This window comes from Clostridium felsineum DSM 794, assembly GCF_002006355.2.
Classification (GTDB): domain Bacteria; phylum Bacillota; class Clostridia; order Clostridiales; family Clostridiaceae; genus Clostridium_S; species Clostridium_S felsineum.
Map to the genome: position 1 here is coordinate 934,220 of NZ_CP096980.1, position 25,650 is coordinate 959,869.

Annotated in this window: 18 protein-coding genes and 1 other annotated feature; of the genes, 17 read left to right on the top strand and 1 reads right to left on the bottom strand. The window is 31.3% G+C overall.

Annotated features, from left to right (window positions below):
• Positions 1-70: 70 nt before the first annotated feature.
• From CLFE_RS04485 to CLFE_RS04550, 14 genes are all read left to right on the top strand, one after another.
• Positions 71-1,336 carry a beta-ketoacyl-[acyl-carrier-protein] synthase family protein gene (locus tag CLFE_RS04485; protein ID WP_077892418.1) on the top strand — a complete coding sequence of 422 codons (1,266 nt, stop codon included), beginning with the start codon at positions 71-73 and terminating at the stop codon, positions 1,334-1,336.
• Positions 1,336-3,012 carry a CoA-transferase gene (locus CLFE_RS04490; protein WP_077892419.1) on the top strand — a complete coding sequence of 559 codons (1,677 nt, stop codon included), beginning with the start codon at positions 1,336-1,338 and terminating at the stop codon, positions 3,010-3,012. Before CLFE_RS04485 ends, CLFE_RS04490 begins: the two co-directional genes overlap by 1 nt.
• Entirely contained in the window at positions 3,012-4,016 is a 1,005-nt protein-coding gene (locus CLFE_RS04495; protein ID WP_077892420.1) for a ketoacyl-ACP synthase III, read from the top strand. Before CLFE_RS04490 ends, CLFE_RS04495 begins: the two co-directional genes overlap by 1 nt.
• A 49-nt stretch (positions 4,017-4,065) precedes the next feature.
• Positions 4,066-4,851 (top strand): SDR family NAD(P)-dependent oxidoreductase, encoded by a 786-nt coding sequence (locus CLFE_RS04500; RefSeq protein ID WP_077892421.1) that lies wholly within the window; start codon positions 4,066-4,068, stop codon positions 4,849-4,851.
• 69 nt (positions 4,852-4,920) lie between these two features.
• Positions 4,921-5,703 (top strand): enoyl-CoA hydratase/isomerase family protein, encoded by a 783-nt coding sequence (locus CLFE_RS04505; RefSeq protein WP_077892422.1) that lies wholly within the window; start codon positions 4,921-4,923, stop codon positions 5,701-5,703.
• A gap of 81 nt (positions 5,704-5,784) precedes the next feature.
• Positions 5,785-5,985 (top strand): 4Fe-4S binding protein, encoded by a 201-nt coding sequence (locus CLFE_RS04510; RefSeq protein ID WP_077832207.1) that lies wholly within the window; start codon positions 5,785-5,787, stop codon positions 5,983-5,985.
• Positions 5,982-7,130 carry a 2-oxoacid:acceptor oxidoreductase subunit alpha gene (locus CLFE_RS04515; protein WP_077832206.1) on the top strand — a complete coding sequence of 383 codons (1,149 nt, stop codon included), beginning with the start codon at positions 5,982-5,984 and terminating at the stop codon, positions 7,128-7,130. Before CLFE_RS04510 ends, CLFE_RS04515 begins: the two co-directional genes overlap by 4 nt.
• Complete coding sequence (locus CLFE_RS04520) at positions 7,127-7,957, top strand: 2-oxoacid:ferredoxin oxidoreductase subunit beta (RefSeq protein ID WP_077892423.1); 831 nt, start codon at positions 7,127-7,129, stop codon at positions 7,955-7,957. The genes CLFE_RS04515 and CLFE_RS04520 overlap by 4 nt, the downstream gene beginning before the upstream one ends.
• Complete coding sequence (locus tag CLFE_RS04525) at positions 7,954-8,523, top strand: 2-oxoacid:acceptor oxidoreductase family protein (RefSeq protein ID WP_207651319.1); 570 nt, start codon at positions 7,954-7,956, stop codon at positions 8,521-8,523. The genes CLFE_RS04520 and CLFE_RS04525 overlap by 4 nt, the downstream gene beginning before the upstream one ends.
• Before the next feature lie 105 nt (positions 8,524-8,628).
• Positions 8,629-8,848: a binding site (T-box leader), on the top strand.
• Between the two features lie 86 nt (positions 8,849-8,934).
• A complete protein-coding gene (gene ileS / locus CLFE_RS04530) occupies positions 8,935-12,039 on the top strand; it encodes an isoleucine--tRNA ligase (protein ID WP_077892424.1) in 3,105 nt (1,034 codons plus the stop codon).
• Positions 12,040-12,269: 230 nt separating this feature from the next.
• Complete coding sequence (locus CLFE_RS04535) at positions 12,270-13,274, top strand: LacI family DNA-binding transcriptional regulator (RefSeq protein WP_077832202.1); 1,005 nt, start codon at positions 12,270-12,272, stop codon at positions 13,272-13,274.
• Positions 13,275-13,533: 259 nt separating this feature from the next.
• Complete coding sequence (locus CLFE_RS04540; protein ID WP_077892425.1) at positions 13,534-17,589, top strand: AAA domain-containing protein; 4,056 nt, start codon at positions 13,534-13,536, stop codon at positions 17,587-17,589.
• A gap of 178 nt (positions 17,590-17,767) precedes the next feature.
• Complete coding sequence (locus CLFE_RS04545; RefSeq protein ID WP_077892426.1) at positions 17,768-18,598, top strand: Cof-type HAD-IIB family hydrolase; 831 nt, start codon at positions 17,768-17,770, stop codon at positions 18,596-18,598.
• A 109-nt stretch (positions 18,599-18,707) separates the two neighbouring features.
• Positions 18,708-20,504 (top strand): MutS family DNA mismatch repair protein, encoded by a 1,797-nt coding sequence (locus CLFE_RS04550; protein ID WP_077892427.1) that lies wholly within the window; start codon positions 18,708-18,710, stop codon positions 20,502-20,504.
• A 93-nt stretch (positions 20,505-20,597) separates the two neighbouring features.
• On the opposite strand, the gene CLFE_RS04555 is transcribed toward CLFE_RS04550, so the two are convergent.
• Complete coding sequence (locus CLFE_RS04555) at positions 20,598-21,650, bottom strand: 3D domain-containing protein (protein WP_077892428.1); 1,053 nt, start codon at positions 21,648-21,650, stop codon at positions 20,598-20,600.
• Between the two features lie 290 nt (positions 21,651-21,940).
• Here CLFE_RS04555 and CLFE_RS04560 point away from each other — a divergent pair, with 290 nt between their 5' ends.
• The 3 genes from CLFE_RS04560 to CLFE_RS04570 all read left to right on the top strand — a co-directional run bounded on the left by CLFE_RS04560 (position 21,941) and on the right by CLFE_RS04570 (position 25,388).
• On the top strand, positions 21,941-22,837 hold the full coding sequence (locus CLFE_RS04560; RefSeq protein WP_077832196.1) for an aldose 1-epimerase family protein: 897 nt from the start codon (positions 21,941-21,943) through the stop codon (positions 22,835-22,837).
• A 130-nt stretch (positions 22,838-22,967) separates the two neighbouring features.
• Entirely contained in the window at positions 22,968-24,029 is a 1,062-nt protein-coding gene (gene hisC / locus CLFE_RS04565) for a histidinol-phosphate transaminase (protein WP_077892429.1), read from the top strand.
• Positions 24,030-24,185: 156 nt separating this feature from the next.
• The gene (locus CLFE_RS04570) at positions 24,186-25,388 is read left to right on the top strand and encodes a polysaccharide pyruvyl transferase family protein (RefSeq protein WP_432706059.1); all 1,203 of its coding nucleotides are present in this window, start codon (positions 24,186-24,188) and stop codon (positions 25,386-25,388) included.
• The last annotated feature ends 262 nt before the right edge of the window (positions 25,389-25,650 follow it).

The window sequence follows — 25,650 nt, forward strand, 5'->3', positions numbered from 1 at the left end:
AAAATAATGAACAATATTTTTGCTTTTTAATTTAATAATTTCAATATATAACATGGGGAGATGAAGTGTAATGAAAGAAAATACTGATTTAGTTATTACGGGTATAGGTACAATTTTAGCAAATACTTATGATGTTGATACCTTTTGGAAAAATGTTTCTCAGGGAAATTCACAAATCGATTTTATTAAGCGTTTTGATACTACTAATTTAAAAGCAAAAGTTGCTGCTACAATAAATGATTTCGATTATACTAAGTATTTGCCTAATTTAAACGAGCATTTTGCTACAAAGAAGTATGATAGGGAGATTCTTATGGGGATGTCTGCACTTGAAAATGCTAGAAAGGATGCAAAGCTTTTAGAGGGAGATGTTGACCCAGAACGTATAGGTATTATGGGATCATCTTCGAGGGGAACCTTAAGTTGGTGGTATCGTACTGCTAAAAAGCAGATGACTGAGGGAAATGAAATATTATTAAATAGTGATGATATGATTACAGGTTTAAATGGTACATCAATAACTATGTACGCAATATATGCTAACATAAAAGGCTTAGTATGCTCGCTTTCTTCTGCGTGTGTAGGAGGAAATCAAGCTATTGGTATTGCAATGAATGAAATTCGAAGAGGTGCCCAAGATGTTATGTTTGTGTGTGGAGAGGAATATCCTGTTATCCCACCACTTATTGGTTTATATACATCGGAAAAAAGTTACGTATATACTAAAGAAGCTGTTGATCCAAAAAAAGCAATGAAACCATATGATTTAAATAGAGATGGATTTGCACTTGGCGAAGGAGCGGTTGCTTTATGTATTGAAAGAAAAGATAAGGCAATTGCAAGAGGAGCAAAAATATACTGTGAGTTGCTTGATCATGCAGAAATTAATGAGGCTCATCATGCTACACGAATGGATATGTCTGGTAAACCTAATGCAAAAATGTTTAACCGTTTACTGGTAGGAATGAATAGACAAGCTGAGGATATTTCTTATGTTTGTGCACATGGAACAGCTACGAAATATAATGATTTAGGGGAATGCAGAATACTTTCTAATATTTATCCAGAGGTTAGTAAGCGTCCGCCAATGGGGGCAATAAAACCTATATTTGGACATCTTTTTGGTGGTTCGGGAGTGTTGAATATAGCAGCAAGTGCATTAATGATAAAAAATCAAACCCTTTGTCCGACTATAAATATTGAAAAAATTGATCCTGAATGTGATTTTGATCATGTGGCTGAAGGACCAAGAAAAACAAAAGTCAAAAACATCATATCATTTACACATGCACACGGTAGCCAAAGCGCTATGGTAGGATTAGGAGAGGTTCAATAATGAAAAATATAATTTATTCGGATCTTGACGATATGATGATTAAAAATATAAAAAAGGGTATGTATATACATATAGCAGCTACAATGTCCAGGCCTAATGCTGCAGTAAATTCTTTAGTTAGATGTTTTAAAAAGGATAGCCCTGAGTTTACCATTAGTGCAACAGGTTTGGTTGGTAATTTACACGCAATTGCTATGTCAGGTATTGCTAAGCATGTAATTACAGGCTTTTTTGGTGACAATTGTCCAAAACCTAGGCCTAATTGGGTGTATAAAAATATTATATCAAAGGGAGAACCATTTACTGTAGAGCAAACCTCTATGTTAACACTTATTGAAAGATTAATGGGAGGGGCATTAAATTTACCGTATGTTACAACTAATTCTTTAACTGATAGTGATTTACTTGATGAAGCAAGGGATTACGCATTTAAAATAAATGATCCATGTGATAGTAAAAAAAGTATCACACTGCTTAAGTCATTATCTCCTGATATAACATTGGTTCATGGGATTTGCGCTGATGAAAAGGGAAATGTTGTTTTAAGTGGACCATTAGGTGAAGGAAACTGGGGATGTTTAGCTGCAAAAAAAGGTGTATTGGTAACAGTAGAAAAAATTGTTTCGTCAGAGGTTATTAAAAAGAATATAGATAAAGTTGTTATACCGGGGGATAGAGTAATAGGTGTTTGTGAAGTTCCATTTGGAGCATATCCACAAGGGATGAGAATAGATGGTGTTGTTGATATTGAAAATTACTACGATGATTATGATTATTTCGATGAAGCTAGAAATGCTACTAAAACATCTGAAAACACTGAAAAATGGTTTGATAAATGGATTAATATAGGACAAGCCGAATACTTAGAGATGATAAGAAGAGAAAAGAAAAGTATTATATGTAAGCCTACTTTACCTAAGATAGATATAGAGCCTACTGGAAAACCAAGTGTTGGCGAAATTTTAATTATTTTAGCTTCTAGAGCTATTATTGAAAAAGTAAAGAAATACAAATATAGAACTATTTTGGCAGGAATAGGCTTTGCGCATATTGCCGCGTGGATAGCTTCTTCTGTACTTGAAAAGCAAGGAATACATGTAAGGATAATGTCAGAGCTTGGTTTTTATGGTATGGTTCCATATTATGGAGATGTTTTTTTATTTAGTCAACGCCATGCTGCTAATTGTGAAAAGTGGAGTAATGTTCTCGAAATTCTTGGTGCACAGGTTGGATATCAAAGAAAATGCCTGGGAGTTTTAGGAGCAGCAGAAGTAGATGAGGAAGGTAATATAAATTCTACCTTATTAAAAGATGGTAGTTTTATGACTGGTTCAGGTGGTGCTAATGATATTGCTTCTGTTACTGATAGTATGGTTATAGTAGCTGCTGGAAAAAAGAGAATGGTTAATAAGGTTGAGTTTATAACTAGTCCAGGTACAAATGTAAAAGATGTTGTAACTACCTTTGGTAGATTTGGACGTAACAATAAAAATGAGAAGTTTAAATTGGAAACTTGGTATTCAGAAGAGTCTTTATATAAAGATCCTAAAGATAATATTAATAATTTAACGAATTGGGCTGTAGATGTAGATAAAGATTTAATAGAAGAAGCAAATATTAGTTTTGAAGAAAGAAAATTAGTGTGGACTATGGACCCAGAAGGAGTGTATAGATAATGATTAAAAGTATACCTAGTAAAATTGTTGGAGTACCAGTTGAATTAGCAGGAATAGGTCATTATTTTCCTGGTGAACCGGTTACAAATGAAGAGTTAGAGAAACTATATGGATTTGATAACAAATGGATTGTAGAACATACAGGTGTCTCAGCACGTCATTGGGCAGATACAAATGAAGAACGTCATTTAGAATTGGCACAAAAGGCATCTGAAATGGCAATAAAAGATGCGGGAATTACAGTTGAAGATATTGATGTATTAATATGTACAAGTTCTACAACTCGTGCTGTTTCAAACCCATCAACTAGATTTAATCGTTATATGGACATAGCACCTCCACTTCAAGCTGCAATAGGGGCAAAAAAAGCTTTTGTTTTTGATGTTAGCGGTGTTGCTTGTTTAGGATTTGTTGATATAAGTACTGTGGCGGTATCTTTATTAAATAGCCTCAATTTAAATACTGCATTAGTGGTATGTGCAGAAAATCCAAAGCCTATATTAAATTTTAAATATAAAAATTCTACGTTATTTGGTGCGGGAGCGGCTGCGGCTGTATGGAAAAGATCAGATAGCAAGGAATCAGGGCTAATTGATGTTGTTATGCATTCTGATGGAAGTCACTTTAATGCATTTGATATAGATGATGATAACAATATACTTATGAAAGGTAAGGAAGTTTCAGCTATAGGAACTGAAAGCCTAATAAATGTTTCAAGGGAAATTTTTACAAGAAATAATATTGGCATTGATGATGTTGATTGGTTTATTCCACATCAAGCTAATATTAATATGATAAATAAGATAGCTAGTACTTTATCAATACCTAAGGAAAAGTTACTACTTAATATTGGATATCGTGGAAATACCTCAAGTGTTGGGGGACCTTCTTGCTTATCTGAAAATGTTCATAAGGGTATTATAAAACCAGGAGATACTATTTTTACATGCAGCTTTGGAAGAGGTGTGAACTGGGGAGGTATTCTATTTAAATATAAGAAATAGGGTATGTATTACTATTGATTTTATTGTTTAAAGTAAAGGAGAACGTTTTATGGGGAAGAATGCTGTTGTTATTGGAGGAAGTAAAGGGATAGGTTTTGCTATTGCTTGTAAACTTGCTTTGAAAAAGTGGAATGTCACTATTGTTAGTTCAAGAAAAGAAAATTTGGATAAGGCAAGAGAAATAGCTAAAAAAAATGAAATCAACATTAATGTAGAAGTTGCAGATGCCACAAATGAAGATTCAATAAAAAATCTTTTCCTAAAAGTAAAGAAACAAGGAACTTTGGATTTGTGTATAAATTGTGTTGGCAAAAATTTATCTCAAAAGTTAGTTAAAAAAACAAAAGATGGAGAGATTTTGTTGCACAGCCTTGAGGCTTGGAAAAATACTATTGATATTAATTTGAATTCTGTTTTTCTATGTGGAAGAGAAGAGGCAGGTATAATGCTTGAACAGAACGCTCAAGGCACTATTGTGAATATTGTAACAGCGGTTAGAAATGGAGCGTATGGGCAGTCAGCATATACAGCAGCTAAAGCAGGTGTAACTTCATTAACGAGAACATGGGCACTGGAGTTAGCTAAGTATGGAATACGTTGTGTAGCAATTGCACCAGGAGCTATTGAAGGTGAGGCATTAATAAATGCTTGTAAAAAAGATGAGAGACATAAAATTTATATGGATAAATTGAGAGAACAAATACCATTAGGAAGGTTTGCAAGCGAGTCAGAGGTTGCGGATACTGTATGTTTCGTTGCACAAAATCAGTATATTACAGGTACAGTAATAGAATTAGATGGGGGAGGACTTCCACCTAAGGTTTTTTTGAAATAACTATATAAAATAAATATCAATTATATCATGGGAGGAGAATATGGTAGCTATTTGCCATATTAAAGATCAATGGAATTTAAAAATATTAAATTAGATATAAATGAAAATAAGTATGCATTAGTAACTATTTGTAGGGAGAATGTTTGTAATGCGTTAGATGAATATACTGTAAGTGAAATTAATAATGCTTTAGATATTATTAGTGAGGATAATACTCTAAGAGCAGTAGTTTTGACTGGAAAAGGCTATAAATATTTCTCAGCAGGTGCAGACCTAAAGAAACTAAAGAAAAAAACTTCCTTGCAAATTCTTGAATCTGGCTTACAAAGCTTATGTTCAAGAATTGAAAGGTTTAAACTTCCAGTAATTGCAGCCGTAAATGGTTATGCTTTAGGAGGAGGTATGGAGGTTGTTTTATCCTGTGATTTCAGAGTATCAAGTGAAAATGCTGTATTTGGATTGCCAGAAGTAAATTTAGGAGTAATTCCATCTGCAGGAGGAACGCAAAGACTTAGTTATCTTATAGGTACAGCACGTGCAAAGCAGGTAATTTTATTGGGCGATAGAATACATGCAGAAGAGGCAAAAGCTTTGGGGATTGTTTATGAAATAGCAGAAAAAGAAGAGTTATTATTGGCCGCTGAAAAAATAGTAAACAAGCTAATAAGTAAATCACCGATGGCTGTATATTTAGCAAAGTCATCTATAAATATTGCGTCTAGTGCAGGAAACGAATTTGGAATGAAATATGAAAAAATGTGCCAAGCGGTATTAGCTAATCATCCGGATAGAGAGGAAGGAATACGAGCATTTTATGAAAAACGACCTCCTGAATACAAGGTATTTAAATAATATTATATTTTGTTCTGAGAAAGTTAGCTATTAAATACCACAATATATATTATTGTGGCGGAATAAATGGGGTGAATAATCATGAAAGTGAAATTTGTGATAAAAAAAGAAAGATGTAAAGGTTGCAACATTTGTATATCATTTTGCCCAAAAAAAGTTTTAGCTTTAGATGATTTAGAAAAAGTAAAAGTTGTTAACGAAGAAGCATGTATAAATTGTGGCCAATGCGAATTAAGATGTCCTGATTATGCAATTTATGTGGAAAAGAGGCTAGAAGTATGAGAAGTGCTAGATTGATGCAAGGGAATGAAGCGTGTGCAGAAGGTGCATTGGCTGCGGGAATAAACTTTTTTGGTGGATATCCTATTACACCATCTACAGAAATTGCAGAAATCATGGCTGAGAGACTTCCTAGCGTAGGTGGTACTTTTATACAAATGGAAGATGAGATTGCTGGTATAGGAGTAGTGCTTGGTGCAGCTTTGGCTGGTAAAAAAGGACTCACTGCTAGTGCAGGCCCTGGAATTTCGTTAAAGCAAGAATTAATTGGATATGCTTGTGCATCTGAGATACCAATTGTAATTGCAGATGTTCAACGTATGGGACCATCTACAGGACAACCAACATCACCATCACAAGGGGATGTAATGCAAGCACGTTGGGGAACTCATGGTGATCATCCTATGATTGCATTGTCACCATGGACAGTAATAGAGACTTTTAATGTAACTGTACTTGCCGTAAATTATGCTCAAAGGTTTCGTACTCCAGTTATTATTTTACTTGATGAAGTTGTTGGTCATATGAGAGAAAAGGTTATTTTGCCAGAAGCTAAAGATATAGAAATATATCCACATTGTGTACCTATGTGTCCAAAAGGCAAGGATTATAAGCCATATAATACTATGGAAGATTGTGTTCCTAATATAGCTGATGTTGGAATGGGATACAAAATTCATGTTACTGGTCTTATTCATAATGAAGAAGGTTTTCCAGATAGTAGTGAACAAATGACTAAGTATACCATTGAACGTTTACATAAAAAAATAAGCAGAGTACAAGATGAGATTACTCATTATGACGAATTTTATATGGAAGATGCAGAATATGCAGTAGTAGCATATGGGGGAACAGCTAGAACAGCATATGAAGCAGTTAAAATTGCACGTGAAAAAGGAATTAAAGTTGGCATGATTAGATTAATGACAATTTGGCCATTTGCTAGTAAGGTTATAAAAAGGTTGGCACATAAAGTAGAAAAAATACTTGTTCCAGAAATGAATTATGGTCAACTGGTTTTAGAAGTAGAACGTGTTGCAGGTGGTGCTGCTCAAGTTATTTCTTTACCTAAATATAATACTAAAATATTCACCCCACAAGAAATACTCTTGGCCATTCAGAAATTAAGAACAGGGGTGGTAAAATGATACATCATGAGAGAAATTACGAAAAGTATTTGCTTATGAATAGACTGCCACATATGTGGTGTTCAGGTTGTGGAAACGGTATTATAATGAAAGCTATTGCTAAGGCTATTGAACTATATAATATTGATGAGGATAATGTAGTCATTGTATCTGGAATTGGCTGCTCATCTAGGGCATATTCTTATATGAATCTTGATTCAATACATACAGTTCATGGAAGGGCAATACCATTTGCTACAGGTATTAAATTAGCTAATCCTAAATTAAAAGTTATTGTAATAACAGGGGATGGTGATTGTACCGCAATTGGAGGAAATCATTTTATACATGCAGCAAGAAGAAATATTGATTTAACAGTAGTGCTATTTAATAACAATATTTATGGTATGACAGGAGGACAAGCATCACCACTTACGCCTAAAGGAAAAAAGGCAACAACAACACCTTATGGATCAATTGATAGGTCTTTTGATGTATGTGAACTTGCAAAAGCGGCTGGAGCTACATATATTGCTAGAAGTACAACTTATCATGTACAGCTTTTAGTTGATTTAATTCTTCAAGGCATTTCTAACAATGGATTTTCATTAGTTGAGGTTATTACACAATGTGTTACTAATTATGGTAGAAGGAATGGAATTGGTGATGCATCAAAAATGTTACTGTGGATGAAGGAAAATGCAGTTAACATAAAAGATTATAAAAAAACAATAAACGATGGAGAAAGTGATAAGTTTCCGATTGGTGTTTTACGTAAAATTAGCGAACCGGAATACAGTACAGAGTATAACAAAATTATTAACAGGGTATGGAGGAGAGAAGAGTGAAACAAATACAGTTATGCGGTTCTGGTGGTCAAGGAATAATTACTACTGCAATAATTTTGGGTGAAGCAGCTGTTATGGAAGGTAAAGAAGTGGTTCAATATCAGTCTTATGGAGCAGAAGCACGGGGTGGTAACTGTAAGTCTGAGGTTATAATATCTAAGGTATTTATAAATCATCCTAAAATAATTAAACCAGATATAGTTATTGCTTTAACTCAAAAAGCTGCAGATAAATATTTTTCCGAGCTTAAAGGTCAAGGAATTCTAATTATAGATGAAGATTTAGTATGCAAAGTACCTAAACATCCTAATATAATAAAGGCGCCATTAACGCGATTGGCTATAGACAAGTTTGGCAAAAGCTTATACACAAATATTATTATGTTGGGATTATTAGTAAGGGTTACAAAAATTGTATCATTTGAAACCATTAAAAAAGCTGTTGCAATGAAGGTACCCAAGTCAACAATAGAAAAGAATTTAAAAGCTTTAGAAATTGGGTATAATTATAATATAGATATAAACGAGAAAACAGTTAATTATAAAGAGGTTCAAACAGTAGGGTAATTAAATAAATAGTTATAAGTAAGAGCAATATTAATATCAGAGATTAGTATAAATAATATCTTGTAATATAATATTATATAAGTTATAATGTATTAGTATAAAATAACAATAGTGTGGAATGGGAAAAGTACTTTTTGGAAGGTTTTTAGAGAGCAAAGTATTGGTGGAAGCTTTGCAACCGGAATTTAAGGAAAATCACCCAGGAGCTGGAGACTGAAATTATAGTAGGTTTTTTCGTAATTCTGCGTTAAAGAATAGGGCATTAAATAGTGCTTGAAAACTAGACCATAGGTGGTATATAAGCGAATGTAACTTCGTCCTATTTGAGGGCGGGGTTTTTTATTATATGTACATAAAAAATAAATATAGGGAGTCTATCCCAATAACTAGCGCTTTGGAAAGGAGTTTCATATGTATAAGAAAGTTGATTCTAGCAAATCGTTTGTTGACATTGAAAGAGATGTACTGAATTTATGGAATGAGAAAGAGATAGTAAAAAAGAGTTTTGATTCAAATCAGGATGGTGAATATTTTACCTTTTATGATGGACCTCCAACTGCAAATGGAAGACCACATGTAGGGCATATTCTTACAAGAGTAATGAAGGATTTAATTCCAAGATATAAAGTAATGAAAGGCTGCAAGGTTTTAAGAAAAGCTGGATGGGATACTCACGGACTTCCTGTAGAGCTTGAAATAGAAAAAAAGCTTGGAATTTCAGGAAAACCTCAAATAGAGGAATATGGAATTGAAAAGTTTGTTAAAGAGTGTAAGGATAGTGTTTTTTCATATGTTAACCTATGGAAGGATATGTCTGAAAAGCTAGGCTACTGGGTTGATATGGAAAATCCTTATGTAACTTATCACAATGACTATATTGAATCAGTATGGTGGGCATTAAAACAAATGTGGGATAAAGATCTTTTGTATAAAGGTCATAAAATAGTACCATATTGTCCTAGATGTGGAACTGCTCTTTCTTCACACGAAGTTGCTCAAGGATATAAAGATGTAAAAGAAGCAACAGCTTTTGTTAAATTCAAGATTAAGGGTGAAGAAAATAAATATATATTAGCATGGACAACTACACCATGGACACTTCCAAGTAACGTAGCTCTTGCTATAAATAAGTCTTATGATTATGTAGAAGTTATAAATAACGGAGACCATTTAATACTTGCAAAAGCATTATTAAGTGTACTTGAAGGAGAATATGAAGTTGTTTCTGAATTCAAAGGTGAAAAACTTTTAGGAGTTGAATACGAGCAATTATTTAAATTTGAAACTCCAGAAAAAAAGGCATTTTATGTTGTACACGGAGATTTCGTAACTTTATCAGATGGTACAGGAATAGTTCATATAGCACCTGCTTATGGTGAAGACGATAATATGCTAGGCAAAAAATACGATTTGCCACTTATTAACCTAGTTAATGGTGAAGGTAAATTTGTAGATTCAGTAGAACCATGGAAGGGATTGTTTGTAAAGAAAGCAGATCCTAAAATATTAGAATACATGAAGGAAAACGAAACTTTATATAAATCAGAAAAGTTTACTCACTCATATCCTCACTGCTGGAGATGTGACACACCACTTTTATACTATCCAAGAGATAGCTGGTTTGTAAAAATGACCTCATTAAGAGATAAACTTGTTGAAAACAACAATAAGATTAATTGGTATCCTGATAACATAAGAACAGGAAGGTTTGGTAAGTTCGTTGAAAATGTTATAGATTGGGGTATTAGTAGAGATAGATACTGGGGTACACCTCTTCCAATATGGCAATGTGAATGTGGTCATAGAGAGTGTATTGGAAGTATAGAAGAGCTTAAGGAGAAAGGAATTAATGTTCCAGATAATATAGAGCTTCATAAGCCTTATATAGATGAAGTGAAACTTACTTGTCCTCATTGTGGAAAGCCTATGGAAAGAACAGAAGAGGTTATAGATTGCTGGTTTGATTCAGGTTCAATGCCTTTTGCACAACTTCATTATCCTTTTGAAAATAAAGAAGTGTTTGAGAAAACTTTCCCAGCACAATTTATATCAGAAGCAGTAGACCAAACAAGAGGATGGTTCTATACATTACTTGCAATTTCTACATCAATATTTGATAAGAGTTCTTTTGAGAATTGTATAGTATTAGGTCACGTACTTGATAAACATGGTCTTAAAATGTCAAAGCATAAAGGAAATGTTGTAGATCCATTTGATGTTTTAGATAATCAAGGAGCAGATGCTTGTAGATGGCACTTCTATACAGCAAGTGCACCATGGCTTCCAACTAGATTTTCTCAGGAAGATGTAGCAGAAACACAAAGAAAGTTCCTAAGTACTTTGTGGAATGTATATTCCTTCTATGTACTATATGCTGAAATAGATAAATTCAATCCAAACGATTATAAGAATTTTGTTTCTGAAAATGTTATGGATAAGTGGATTATATCTAGATTAAATACGCTTATAAAGGATGTAGAGAATTCCCTTGATTCTTATGGAATAACAGGGGCAGCACTTGAAATACAAGATTTTGTAGATGATCTTTCAAATTGGTATGTAAGAAGAAATAGATCAAGATATTGGTCTCAAAACCTTACAGATGATAAGATAGGAGCATATGTTACGCTTTACAAAGTTCTTGTTACTTTATCTAAGGTTGCAGCACCATTTATACCATTTATGACAGAGGAAATATATCAAAGTTTAGTTACAAGTATAAATGAAAATGCGGAGGAAAGCGTACATCTTTGTAAATGGCCTGAATATGATGAAAGCGTTATAGATAGCTCACTTGAAGCAGAAATGAAACTTGCTATATCAATAGTTAAGCTTGGAAGAAGTGCTAGAAATGGAGCTAACATTAAGAACAGACAGCCACTTTATGAAATGCGTGTAAGTACAAAAGCTCTTCCAAATTATTATGGAGATATAATAAAAGATGAGCTTAATGTTAAGAAGGTTGAGTTTGGAGCAGATCTTTCAAAATATGTTAACTTTGAAATAAAACCTAACTTACCTGTACTTGGAAAATCTTATGGAAAGCTTATTCCTAAGATAAGAAAAGAAATTTCTTCAATGGATCAAATGGAGCTTGCTAAGAGAGTAAGAAGTGGAGAAGCTGTTAAAGTAGATGTGGATGGTACTGAGATAGAATTAAATAGCACAAACTTACTTGTTACAATGCAGGGACTTGAAGGCTTTGCGTTTGCAGGTGTTGGAGAAATAGGAATAGTTCTTGAAACAACAATAACAGAAGAACTAAGAGAAGAAGGATACTTAAGAGAAATATTAAGTAAGATTCAAAACATAAGAAAAGAAAGTGGTTTTGAAGTAGCAGATAAGATAGAAATCTACGTATCAAATAACGAAAAACTTGAAGCTGTAGTTAAAAAATTCGAAGATACTATTAAAAAAGAAACCTTAGCAACCGATATAGTATATAGTGAGAATGAAAAAGCTACTGTTTATAACATAAATGGTGAAGAACTTAAGATATATTTATTAAGAAAGTAATATAATATATTTAGTAATAAGGGTGATAAGTGATATTGAACATAAAAAAATAAGTTCAGACACTTATCACTTATTATTCTAATGATATTAATTGAAAATCTAAGGATATGTTATATAACAATAGAAATTTGCGTTTTACAAGGAAATATGGTATAAAAAGATTATAACTATTAGTGCAGGTAAAATATAATAATAATAGATTAAATATAGAATTATAGGAGTGATTTTTTATGGCTGCCTCTATTAAAGATGTCGCTAGAGAAGCGAGAGTATCTATTGCAACGGTTTCTAGAGTTTTGAATAATGTAGACGTTGTAAATGAAGAAACCAAGAAAAAGGTAATGGAAGCAATTAAAAAGTTAGATTATAGACCTAATATTGTGGCAAGAAGTCTTAAAACTCAAAGAACAAGGACTATTGGAATCGTTATACCGGATATATCAAGTCAATTTTATCCTGAGATAGTAAGAGGAGCGGAAGACGTAGCTAACATATATAATTATAATGTAATTTTGTGTAATACGGATTTGGACATTTCAAAAGAAAAAGATTACATTAGAGTACTTAAGGAGAAAATGGTGGATGGAGTTATTTATATGAGTAATTCTTTAGCACCTGAAATACTTCAACTTTTAAGGGATCTTAAAATTCCTACTGTACTTGTTGAAACAAGAGAAGGGGAAAGTGAAGATGCTTTTCCAAGTGTAACAATTGATAATAAAAAAGCTGCATATGACGCTGTAAATTACTTGATAAAAAAAGGTAATAAGAAAATTGCTTATGTAGGTGTAAATCCTAAAATGAAGAATAATGCTAGTGCTAGAAGATACGAAGGATATGAGAAGGCGCTTGTAGACAATAATATTGAAATTAATGAAGATTTGATTCAATTTGGAGGTTTAAAGGCTGTAGATGGATCAGATGGAATTAATGTTATAATCAAAAAAGAAAAGATAGATGCCGTTTTCTGTGCATGTGATGAAGTAGCAATGGGTGTTATAAATGCACTTAGAGAGAATGGAATAGCTGTTCCAACAGAGGTAGATGTTATGGGATTTGATAACATTTATACATCATCTATTTTTTATCCAAAGCTTACAACAGTAGAACAACCTACTTATGATATGGGTTCTGTTGGAATGAGAATGCTTATAAAAATAATAAATAAAGCAGAACCAGAATGTCTTCATTATTTACTCGATTACAGTATAATAGAGAGAGATTCATGTAAATAAAATAGTTTTATGGTGACTCCCCACACAAAGGATAATAGTGTGGGGAGTTTTTTACTCCCCGGTTAAAATAAATTTGAATAATTGTAAATATATGGTATAATGTTATAAGAGATGGAAAAATTAACCATATAAAGGATTTGAGGTTAAATAATTAACTTAGCGTAATATCTTGAACATTGTCATTTTACAATAGAGTTAAGTTTACCTTGGTTTCCAATATTATTTAAGAATAAAACTTTATTAATATGGGGGAGTTTGGATGGATACTAAAATCAAAGTAAAGGAATTATTTTCTTACTTATTGAGTATAAAAAATATGAATGAAGACGTAATAAGGGATGTTGGGAAGTATGATAAATTATATTGGAAAAATCAGCTTAAAAATAATAAAAATATAGTTGTCAATCTGGATAATTCTCAAGAAATATGGTTGGAGGTTAAAAAGGATAACAAAGAATTATATGATTCCTTTTTTCAACTTTATTTGAGGATACAAAAAAACAATGAAAATATTGAGATTGTATGCGGTAATTATATGCTTTCATGGAACGGAGATAATAAAAAGATATTTCACCCTATATTTACAACAAAGATGGAATTGAGCTTTGATGCGGAAGCTGGTAGATTTTTATTAAAACCTTATGACAATAAAACAAGTCTTGAATTGGATATGTTTTCGGGAATGACAATTCCTAATATGGATGAAATAATTAAAGTTAAGGAAGAATTCGAAAAAAGCTGTCTAGATGTACGCGAAATGAAAAATGTTAGGGATATCTTATATAAAATAGCACATTATTTGAGTGCTGAAATAAATCCTAAAGGTGAAATACAGAAAAATGTAACTTCAATTAGCAGTATAAAAGCTTCTAAATATCCTGTGTTTTATAATGAAGCTGTTGTTGTTGTAAGAAAAACTGATAATAGGCTTTGGAATAAGGAATTATGTAATATTATAGATAGCATAGATGAGAATTATCCAATTCCAGCCCCAATAAAAGCTCTTGTTGAAACTAGAAAAATAGAAGAGGATAGCGAGGAAGCACAAAACTGGCAGAAAATAAATGATAATTTGCTATTTCCACTTCATTACAACGAAGAACAGAAGGAAATTGTAAAGAAGCTTTCGGACAATTTTGGCGTTGTTGTTCAAGGACCTCCTGGCACTGGTAAAAGTCATACTATAGTAAATCTTGTTTGTCATCTTTTGGCTAACGGAAAGAGAGTTTTAGTAACAAGTCAAACAGGAAGAGCATTAAGAGTGCTTTCAGATAAGATACCTGAAGAAATCAAGCCTCTATGTATTAGTCTTTTAGGTGATGATACTAAAGCGCTAAAGGACCTTGATGATTCTGTAAGAAAAATAACAGAAAACTTATCCTTAAATCCCAATGACATAAGCAAGGAAATAAAGCCTTTAGAGAATGAACTCATGTTTTGTAGAAAGTATCAAGAGAAAACTTATAATAAAATAAAAGAACTAGAATGTATAGAAAATAAAAAACTCAGCATAGGGGGAAAGGCAATGACCCTTATGGAAATAGCAAAATGGGTAAATAAAAATGAAAAAGAATTGAATTGGATAGAAGATGAAATTCCGATAGATTTACAGTGCCCATTTACTAATCAACAGTTTGGACATTTTATATACCTATTAAATAGTATGAATATCGAAGATTTAAAGAAAGTTACTTTATCACTAAAGATTCTGGATGAAATCCCGGATTATGAAAAAATAATAACAAATTTCCAGAATTACACGGTTAAAGATCATAGTAAAGATAAAAGTAATTTAAAAGGATGGGTCATAAATTATAAGGCTGAGGTCAATATAGATCATGATAAGCTTATACAGTTAATTGATAAGGCTGAAAATAAAATGGAGGAAATAGAAAAGGGTTGGCTTAAGAATGTAATGATATGTTACTATTTTAGTGATGTAGAAAGACCAGAAATAAAAAATCTGTTTGTTAGAAGCAGTGAATATATACGTCGTCTTTCAGATATACAAACCATAATTGTGTCACATAAAATAACGATGCCAGAAAAAATGGATATAGATAAATTGGCGAAGGATTTTAAGAGCATATATGTACAAGCTAAAAATAAAGGCAAAATAAATAAGCTATTCAAATTTAGACATAGGAATTTAAATTACATTTTTAATGAGTGTGCAGTGGATGGGGAGAATCTTCAGTTTGGCGATAAAATAGAGATATTAAAGTTATTTCTAGAAAAAATAGATATTCAAAATAAATTAATGGAGCTTTGGAATAAAAATGTTAAAAAGTTTAAAGGTGAGGAGATAAAAAAATTTGATGCAGCTACTTTTATAAGACTTGAGAGTCAGATAAAGGACATTGGTGATATAGTTAATTGGAATGCTAATTACAAAAATAAAATATTGCTTAATATGGAAAATATAACCTTCCTAAATAAGATGGATTGGCATAAAAAAGAAACCTACACAAAAATAAAAAAAGGCATTATTAGTATTAAAAATATTTCTGAATATGAAAAGGCGAAAACATTTTTAAATGGGTTAGTTAAACTGTCAAGAAATAATTATGGAATGGAATGCATGGCAGAAGCTATTGAGAGCAGGGATATAAAAAAGATAAAAAAAGCCTATTCAGAAATACAAAGACTTAAGAGTATGGTAGGAACAGTGAAAGAAATAAATTCACTTAAAAATGGAATAGAGAAAATAGCACCTATATTTGTAAGCAAGCTTTTGAATTCAGAAAAAAGAAGCAAATATAAGAATTTAAATGCTGCTTGGAGATGGAAGCAGATGAATGATATATTAGAAAAATCACATAAGCTGAAAACAGAAAATCTTGAAGAAATAATTGAAAATGAGAAGATTAAGGAGAGAGTTCTTATAAGGAGAATCGTATCTAAGAAAGCTTGGCTCAATGAAATTAAAAGTACAACTGATCTTCAAAAAAGAAGCCTGTATGCATGGCTTCAAGCTGTAAAAAGAATAGGGAGAGGGACTGGGAAGTTTGTGTTAAAGTATAGAAAAATGGCTCAAATGGAGATGGAAAAGTGTAAGGATTGTATTCCCGTGTGGATAATGCCTTTAAATAAGGTTATAGAGAACATTGGGCTCAATTCTAATTTATTTGATGTGGTAATATTTGATGAGAGCAATCAAAGTGATATATTTGGTATAAGTGCTCTTTTTAGAGGTAAAAGAGCCGTTATAGTAGGTGATGATAAGCAAATAAGTCCTCAAGCAGTTGGAATTGAAGAGGAAAGTGTTGATGAATTAATAAAAAGGCATTTAAAGGGTATACCGCACTCTCAATGGTTTGATCTACAAACAAGTCTCTACAATACTGCACTTAGAGTATTTCCTGATAGGCTTCTCTTAAGAGAACACTTTAGATGTGTACCTGAAATAATAGGATTTAGTAATAATGTAAGTTATTCTAATGAAATAATACCACTTAGGTATCCCAAGGCAAATGAAGCTTTTAGTGACCCGGTAAAGGTAGTAAGGGTTAAAGATGGACTTAAAGATAATATGAGACAAACTAATGAAAATGAAGCTAAAGCAATAGTTTCATCTATAATAGCATGCTGTTCAAGTTCTAAATACGATAATATGAATATGGGAGTTATATCTCTACTTGGAGAACAACAAGCTGAATTAATTGAAAGTATGCTTAGACGTAGATTAGGTGAAAAGGAAATGCTTAAAAGAAAAATACTTTGTGGAGATGCTTTTTCATTTCAGGGGGATGAAAGAGATATAATGTTTTTATCTTTAGTTGTTTCAAACGGCAGTAAAATTTCAGCATTAACTCGTGAGGCTGATTTAAGAAGGTTTAATGTTGCGGCAAGTAGGGCGAGAAATCAAATGTGGGTATTTTCATCAGTAGATGAGGACAAGCTAAGTGACAATTGTGTTAGAACAAAATTTTTAAGATATTGTCTGGATCCTTCATTGAATAAAAATAAAATTGATAAGGATAAAATGGTACTTGCAGATGATTTTGAAAAGGATGTTTTCAATAACATAAAAGAAAGAGGTTATAATGTAAAACCTTTTGAAGATCTTAGAAAATATAAAGTGGATTTTATAATAGAGGATGCATCAAATAGGATTGCTATTGCATGTGATAGTGGAAATCATAATGATTTAGAAAATTGGGAAAGACAGAGAGAGAGACAGATGGCACTTGAAAGGGTAGGTTGGAAATTCTATAGATTAAAAGGAAGTGAATTTTATAGGAATCCCAAGCTTACTATGGATGCCCTTTGTGGTAAGCTTGAAAACATGGGTATAAAAAGCATAATCACTTAAACTAAGCTGGCTAAAAGAAGATTTTATTTTTCCAAGATTTCTTTTAGCCAGCTTATATTTTATATATTTACAATTAAGTTTAACATATTGTAAAGGTTAGGAAATAACTCTTGTGTTATATATCAGGCTATTATAGAATTATGAGTATGAAGCAAATTTTAAGCGCGGGAGATAAAAGATGAAATATAAATTGATATGTATAGATATGGATGGAACTTTATTAAACAGTAAAAGACGCATAAGTTATGAAACTAAAGAAGCTATAAGGGAGGCACATTTAAAGGGAATAGATATAGTTATCACAACTGGCAGAATATATTCTAATGCAGCTTTTTATTCTGAGCTTATAGGGGTAAAATCACCAGTCATTGCTTCTAATGGTGCAATTATAAGAGGAAAAAATGATAAAATCATATATGAAAAAGCTATTAGTGTGGATATTCTTTTGAGGATTACAGAAATATGTAATAAATTGCAAGGGAGATTGGCATTTCATACTAAAGATAGTGCTATTTGCGGAAGTAAAATTGCTTACCTTGTGATGTGTTTTGTTTTCTTTAAATCTGTAATGAAAGGTGATTCTAAGATAAAGTATATAAATAATTATAATAGGTATTTAGAATCATTTGGAAAAGATGATAAAATTATAAAGTGTGAGATAGTGGACATAAGTGCAAACAAAATAGCAGTGCTTAAAGAAGAATTAAAAAAGATAGATGATATAGAGCTTGTGTGCTCATCAAGGTATAATATTGAAATTACAGCAAAGAGTGCATCTAAGGGGAATGCAATTAAGATTTTATCACAGCAGTATGGTGTTAAGAGAGAAGAAATAATAGCAATAGGTGATAGTGAAAATGATTTATCTATGATAGAATATGGGGGAGTTGGAGTGGCAATGGGGAATGGAGTGGAAAAAGTAAAAAAAATAGCAGATTACATAACTGATACTAATGATAATGATGGAGTAGCAAAAGTTATAAGAAAATTTGCAATAAATGAAGAATAAGTGTCAAAAATTTTTATTACATTGCTTTTTAAGGGATGATTTTTGTTTCAAATAATATACATGTATGATATAATTATGAAGATATAAAAATAATGAAGGGAAACTTAGTATGAATAAAAATGAAGAATTTTTACATAGAATAGAGAATTTTAAAGGAGAGCAGGTAAAATTAAAGCAAAATTATAATATGATGAGTTTGCTTAGACTTTTAGTATTTGTTGTAGCACTTTCGTTTACGTATTTTTTAGTAAAGAATCCATCAGTATTTATATTAATAGGAACAATTTTATCATATGCTTTATTTGTATATATATTAAAAATACATGAAAAAATAGCAGATAGACTTGCAGTTGCTGACAATTTAGTAAACGTTAATGAAAAATATTTAAAAAGGATAGATGGTACGTGGACTTCATTTGAGGATATAGGAGAAGAATTTCAAGATGAGGAGTATCCATATCTTGGTGACTTAGATATATTTGGTAAAAAGTCTTTGTTCCAACTAATTAATACAGCAGTAACCTTTTTAGGAAGAAAAAGTTTGGCAGAAGCATTAAAAAGTCCAAATAAGGACATTGAAATAATAAAAAAGCGACAAAAGGCTGTAGAAGAACTTAAAGGGAAAGTTGATTTTTGTCAAAGGATAGAAGCTCAAGGAGTGTCAAATGAATTAGGTGAAAATCCTGAAGAGTTATTTGATGATCTTGAAAATACACATCATCTATTTGGAAGTTTTATTATTGAGGCATTTATAAGAGTTCTTCCGGTTATATCAATAGTTATGACAATTATAATAATATACATGAAGCTTAGAGCTTATTATTGGGTTATAGGTGCGCTATTTGTGCTTCATATGCTTATAAATGTTTTGGGGTATTTAAAAGTAGCTCCTGTGTTAAAAACAATATATAAAATAAGAAAAGATTTAAAAGCTTATTTTAGAATACTTGATATTGTTGAAAATGAAGAATTTAAAAGTGATTATCTTAAAGAATTAAAATCAGCTCTGTATTTTGAAAATAAACCAGCATATAAAATATTTAAAAGTTTAATTAGTATAACTGAAAAGTTAGAATTAAAAAGTAATATTTTTGGATATGTTATTTTTGGAATTATAATGCTTTGGGATTATCAGTGTGTATTTGAGTTTGAAAGATGGAAGGATAGATACGGCAGTGCAGTTTCAAAATGGGTTCATGTTATAGGTGAATTTGAGAGTGTTTCAAGTCTTTCTGTTATTTTTAAATTGAATGAGCATATGGTTTTTCCAGCTATTGCTGAAAAGGGACTTACGTTTTCAGGACAGCAGGTTGGACATCCTCTTATAAGCGAAGATAAGAGAGTAAATAATGATGTTGATATGGATAATAAAATATTTGTAATAACAGGGGCCAATATGGCAGGTAAAACAACCTTCTTAAGAACAGTTGGAATAAATTTGGTTTTAGCTTATGCAGGCGCGCCAGTTTGTGCTTCTAATTTAAAGTGTTCAATTGTTGATATATACACATCTATGAGAATAACAGATGACCTTAATAATGGTATGTCAACATTTTATGTTGAACTTATGAGAATAAAGAAAATGATAGAAAATGTTAATAAAAAAACACCTATGATATTTCTTATTGATGAAATATTCCATGGAACCAATTCTAATGATAGAATAGCAGGTGCTAAAAAGGTGTTAAAGATATTAAATGAAGATTGGATTTTTGGTTTAATATCTACTCATGATTTTGAACTATGTGAATTAGAGTCAGATGAAAAGAGAAGAATAAAAAATTATCATTTTTCGGAAACTTATTTGGAAGATAAAATACTATTTGATTACAAGCTTAAAACTGGACCATCAGATACTACAAATGCTAAGTATTTGATGAAAATGATAGGAATAAATGTAGATTAGTATTAGAATATAAAAAAGCGTGAGATTAATTAAGAAAGATTAATCTCACGCTTTTTTGACGTGATTTCTTAGAATTGATTGTAAAAAACTTTGTTAATTAAGAATGTGAACGGTTACACTTCTTCTTCCCCAGTTCAGCGCATCTTGATTACTTGAAAAGAATAAGTCGATTCTGTTTCCTATAATGTCTCCACCAGTATCATCTGCAACGGCGTATCCATAGCCATCTACGTAAAGTCGAGAGCCTGGTCTAATAACTGTAGGATCTACCGCGACGGTACTGTATCCACCAGGATTTCTAACAGTATGTGTTCCAGATGCTGTAAAACCATCATCAGAGTAGCCTGTAGCAACTAAGGTTATTACAGATCCACTTACAGCAGGTGGTTGACTCGGACTTGAAAGAAGCTGAGTATTACTTTTGTTAGTATTAGGAGTAACAGGAGAAGCTTTTGCTTTTGCTGCGGCAGCTGCGGCAGCCGCTGCTGCTTCTCTTTGTCGCTCTTCTTCCGCTGCTTTTTCAGCTAGCAGAGTTTGTTCCTTCTGAGTAGTTTTAGCAAGTAAGTCTTTTTGTTGTCCAACGTTTTGATTTAAGCTTAAAAGTAAATCTTCATTACTTTTCTTTAAAGATAAAAGTTTTTGATTTTCATCATTTAACGATTGACTTTCTTTGCTTATAACGTCTTTTTGACTTTTTACATTGCTAATAACATTTTTATCGAATTCAATTACTTTCGCGATTGCATTAGCCTTTGATGCAAAATCATTAAAGCTTTTTGAAGAGAAAAGTATGTTTACATAGGAATCTGTTCCATTCATGTACATTGCTCTTACTCTTTGATTAAGTAAATTTTGCTGTGAAGTTAATGCGTTTTTGGTATCATTCAATTTTTTTTGGTTAGATTGCATTTCATCATATATTTTGTTCATATCTTTCTTGTTATTATCAATCTTTTTTAATACATCTTCAACCTTACCATTTAAATCTTGAATTTTGTTTTGTATGTTCTTTTTGTCTGCCTGCGTTTGCTTAAGCGCATCGTCGTTATTAGATGGTTGTGCAGCTAGTACATTACCCATGTTACCATTGAAAGTAATGATTATAGCCAGCATTGTAATAACAGATAAAAAAACTCTCTTATTCAATTGCTTTCCCCCTCAGTGTAAATATAACTTTCTTTATGATAACACAATAATCAATTTATGTAAAATTTCAATTGGAATTTTGGAAGTTCGCATTGAAATATAATCAAAAAAACTGTTATATAATACAATTAAATGATAAAATATATAAGGGACTTAAAAGAAGTATCTTATGATGTACTAAATAAAGTAAGGAGTATTTGCTTTAGATAAAGGTATATAATTGCATTCTTTGTGGGAATATGAATTTAAAAAGTTAAGCTTAAGATGATAATATTTAAGGAGTGGTAATAATGTGTGTGAGTTTAGAAAATGAAAATTTGAAAGTTTCAATATCAGAAGATGGGGCAGAACTTACTAGCGTAAAAGGAAAAAAAACTGACAATGAATATATCTGGACTGCTGATTCAAAATATTGGGGCAGACATGCACCTATTTTATTTCCTATAGTAGGAAGAGTGAAAGAAGATAAATACAGAATAGATGATAAAATATATAAACTCCCTCAACATGGATTTGCTAGAGATATGAAATTTGAATTAGAAAGTAAAACTGAAGATACAGCAGTTTTTAAACTTGGATGGAATGAAGAAACTTTAGAAAAGTATCCGTATAAATTTGAGTTAAGGGTCATATACTGTCTTAAAGAGAGTAAAATTGATGTTACCTACAATGTAAAGAATGTAGATGAAGATAAAATATATTTTTCTATAGGAGCTCATCCTGCCTTTAATTGTCCTGTTATTGGAAAACAAGCAGAAGAAGATGAATTACAATTTGAAGATTATTATATTGAATTCGAAAATAGAGAAACAACAGGGGTAAGCAAATTAAATTCAAATAGTCTACTATCTAGAAACAGATCTCCTTTTTTATATGCATCTAACATATTGAGTTTGGGTGAACATATATTTAAGCAAGGTGCATTAATATTAAAGGATTTAGATTCTACAAGTATATCCTTAAGGAATGATAAAAATACCACTACAGTAACAGTATCTTTTGAAGGCTTCCCTTATGTTGGATTATGGTCTAAACCTGAGGGTGCACCATTTGTCTGTATAGAGCCATGGTTTGGTCATGCTGATTACGAAGATTTTAATGGAGATTTTAGAGAAAAAGAAGATGGACTTATGTTAGAGGCAGAAAAAGAATTTCAATGCACATATTCTATAGATATTGAAGAATAGAAAACAATTCTACGATTTACTACTTTAACTCACTAAAGTTTTGTGCTATAGTATACATATAAGAAGACAAGTTAATATATACTTGGGTTCTAGGGTAAACTTTATATTTTAGTGTTTTGAGGTGAAAAGTATGAGTAAATTTTGGAATGAAAGAGTAAAAAAATTAGAACCATATGTTCCAGGTGAACAACCTAAAGATCAAAAATACATAAAATTAAATACAAACGAAAATCCATACCCTCCATCACCAAAGGTTATTGAAGCTATAAAAGATGCGGCGAACTTTAAACTTAAACTTTATCCTGACCCTAATTGTGATTCTTTAAAAAGGGTTGTTGCAGATTACTATAACATATCAGAGGACGAGGTTTTTGTAGGAAATGGCTCCGATGAAGTTTTAGCATTTTCCTTTATGACTTTTTTTGATTCTAAAAAAACTGTATTTTTTGCAGATATAACATATAGTTTTTATAAAGTATATACTAATTTACTCGGTTTAAATTGTGAGCTTATTCCTTTAAAGGACGATTTTAGTATAGATGTTGATGGATTTTTAAAAGAAAATGGCGGAATAATTATTCCAAATCCCAATGCGCCTACTGCAAAGTATATTGAACTTAATGATATAAAAAGAATAGTAGAGTATAATTCTAACTCGGTAGTTATTGTTGATGAAGCATATATTGATTTTGGCGGAGAGTCAGCTGTAGGACTTATAAAAGAGTATCCTAATCTTTTAATTGTTCAAACTTTATCAAAATCAAGATCACTTGCAGGACTTAGGGTTGGATTTGCAATGGGAGACTCAAAGTTAATTGAAGGCTTGCTTAGAGTTAAAAATTCTATAAATTCATATACTTTAGATAGAATTGCCCTTGCAGGAGCAGAAGCTGCATTTAAGGACAAGGAATATTTTCAGAAGACAAGGGAAAAAATTATAATTACAAGGGATAGAGTGACTAATAAATTAAGGAAAATTGGATTTAAGGTAATAGAGTCTAAGGCTAATTTTATATTTATAAGTCATCCAAAGGTTTTGGCAGAACATATATTTAAAGAACTAAAGAAAAAAGGAATATTGGTAAGATATTTTAATACCGAAAGAATTAATAATTACTTAAGAGTAAGTATAGGAAATGATGAGGAAATGGACAAGTTTGTAGAAAAAATTAAAGAATGTGTTATAGAATAACATAAAATCTCTCTTTGTTTATCAAAGGGAGATTTTGTGTTTACTAAAGATTATAAAAATTTTATATTAAATTTATATTATGTTAATTTTTCATGGTTATACTATAGACTAACAAATTATAATAATGTGAATACATAAAAAGGTGTATTTTAAGGGGTGTACTTATTGAAGAGGAAAGTGGGAATAATGTACGATAATATCAGTGGAAATACTGGTGATGTGGCCATTGGTATTAGTTTGAGAAAAATAGTGAAAAATTTAAAAGTTGATTATGATGAGGTTTTACTTAATAATGTTGATTTACTTAAATATGATACTGTAATCATAGGAGGAGGTCACTTATTAAGAGAAAATAGTGATTTCTTTTATGATAAATTTAAGCTCAGGGGGGCTAATATATTAAATTCTGTTGGAGTTGTTGGTAATCCTACTGATCTTGAATATTTAGAAGATTATAAATATATATCCTTTAGAAGCGAAGGTGACAGAAAAAAAGCTGGTTATATTAATAAGGATAGCAGGGTAGTTCCATGTACAACAATGCTTTTAGATGATTTAAAAGAATGTCCTATTAATATAAAAGAACGGAGTATAGGAATTCATCTTATTCCAGATGTTTTTTCTAAAGAGGAAGAAGAATTATTTATAAATTGGGCGTCTAGGCTTCCATATAATATATATTTTATTCCAATAACACATTATAATTATGACTATCTTTATATGAGTAAATTGAGTAGCAAAATTAAAAATTCTAGGATTCTTCCAATAATGAAGCCACTTCATATATTTACTATAGTAGGGAAGTTTGATTATTTTATAACATGTTCATTGCATGGAGCTATATTTTCATACACACATAATGTTCCATTTATATTAATGGAGCAGGAAAAATCTAGATTCTTTCTTCAGGATAGAGGGCTTGAGGGGTACTTATTTAGAAATTTAGGTGATATTATAAGTTTATCAGAGCAGGTGATAAACAATCCTTTGGACTATTCAAATATAATTGCTAAGGACAGGAAAATACTTAAGGAACATGTGGAGAGAATAAAAGAAAATGTTCCAAGTGGTAGTACAGCTGTAGCTTCAAAAAAATGTGATGAAAAGTATGAAATGGCGCAATTAAATCTGCAAAATAGCATACTTCAAATTAATATGTACAAGCTATCTAAGGAGTTAGAAATTTATAAGAAGAAAGTAAAAAAAGTGAATTTTAAATTAGAAGAACAAGAGAACAAGCGTATATATTATAGAAAAGAGCTTAATAAAATTTATAAATCACGTGGCTGGAAGGTTTTAAAAAAGTTTTACTTAATAAAAGATTCTCTTACAAAGAAAATTAAAAGGTCAGATACATAATATTCGAGTGTAAGCTAACCAAGATAGTATAAGGCTTAGGTTTTAATTGTAAATATTAAAATCTAAGCCTCATATTATTCATAGAAATATGCAAAACAGTTTGTTAAAATGTTAACGTGTGCAAAAAGGGTTGAAATTTTGAAATTAAGTAATTATAATATAGAGTATCAGATGTAAAAGTTAACATGAATAGAGAAAACGTTTTGGGAAATGAAAAATCAAGAGAAGTTCTATTTGCAATTGTTAACGTGTGCATAAAACA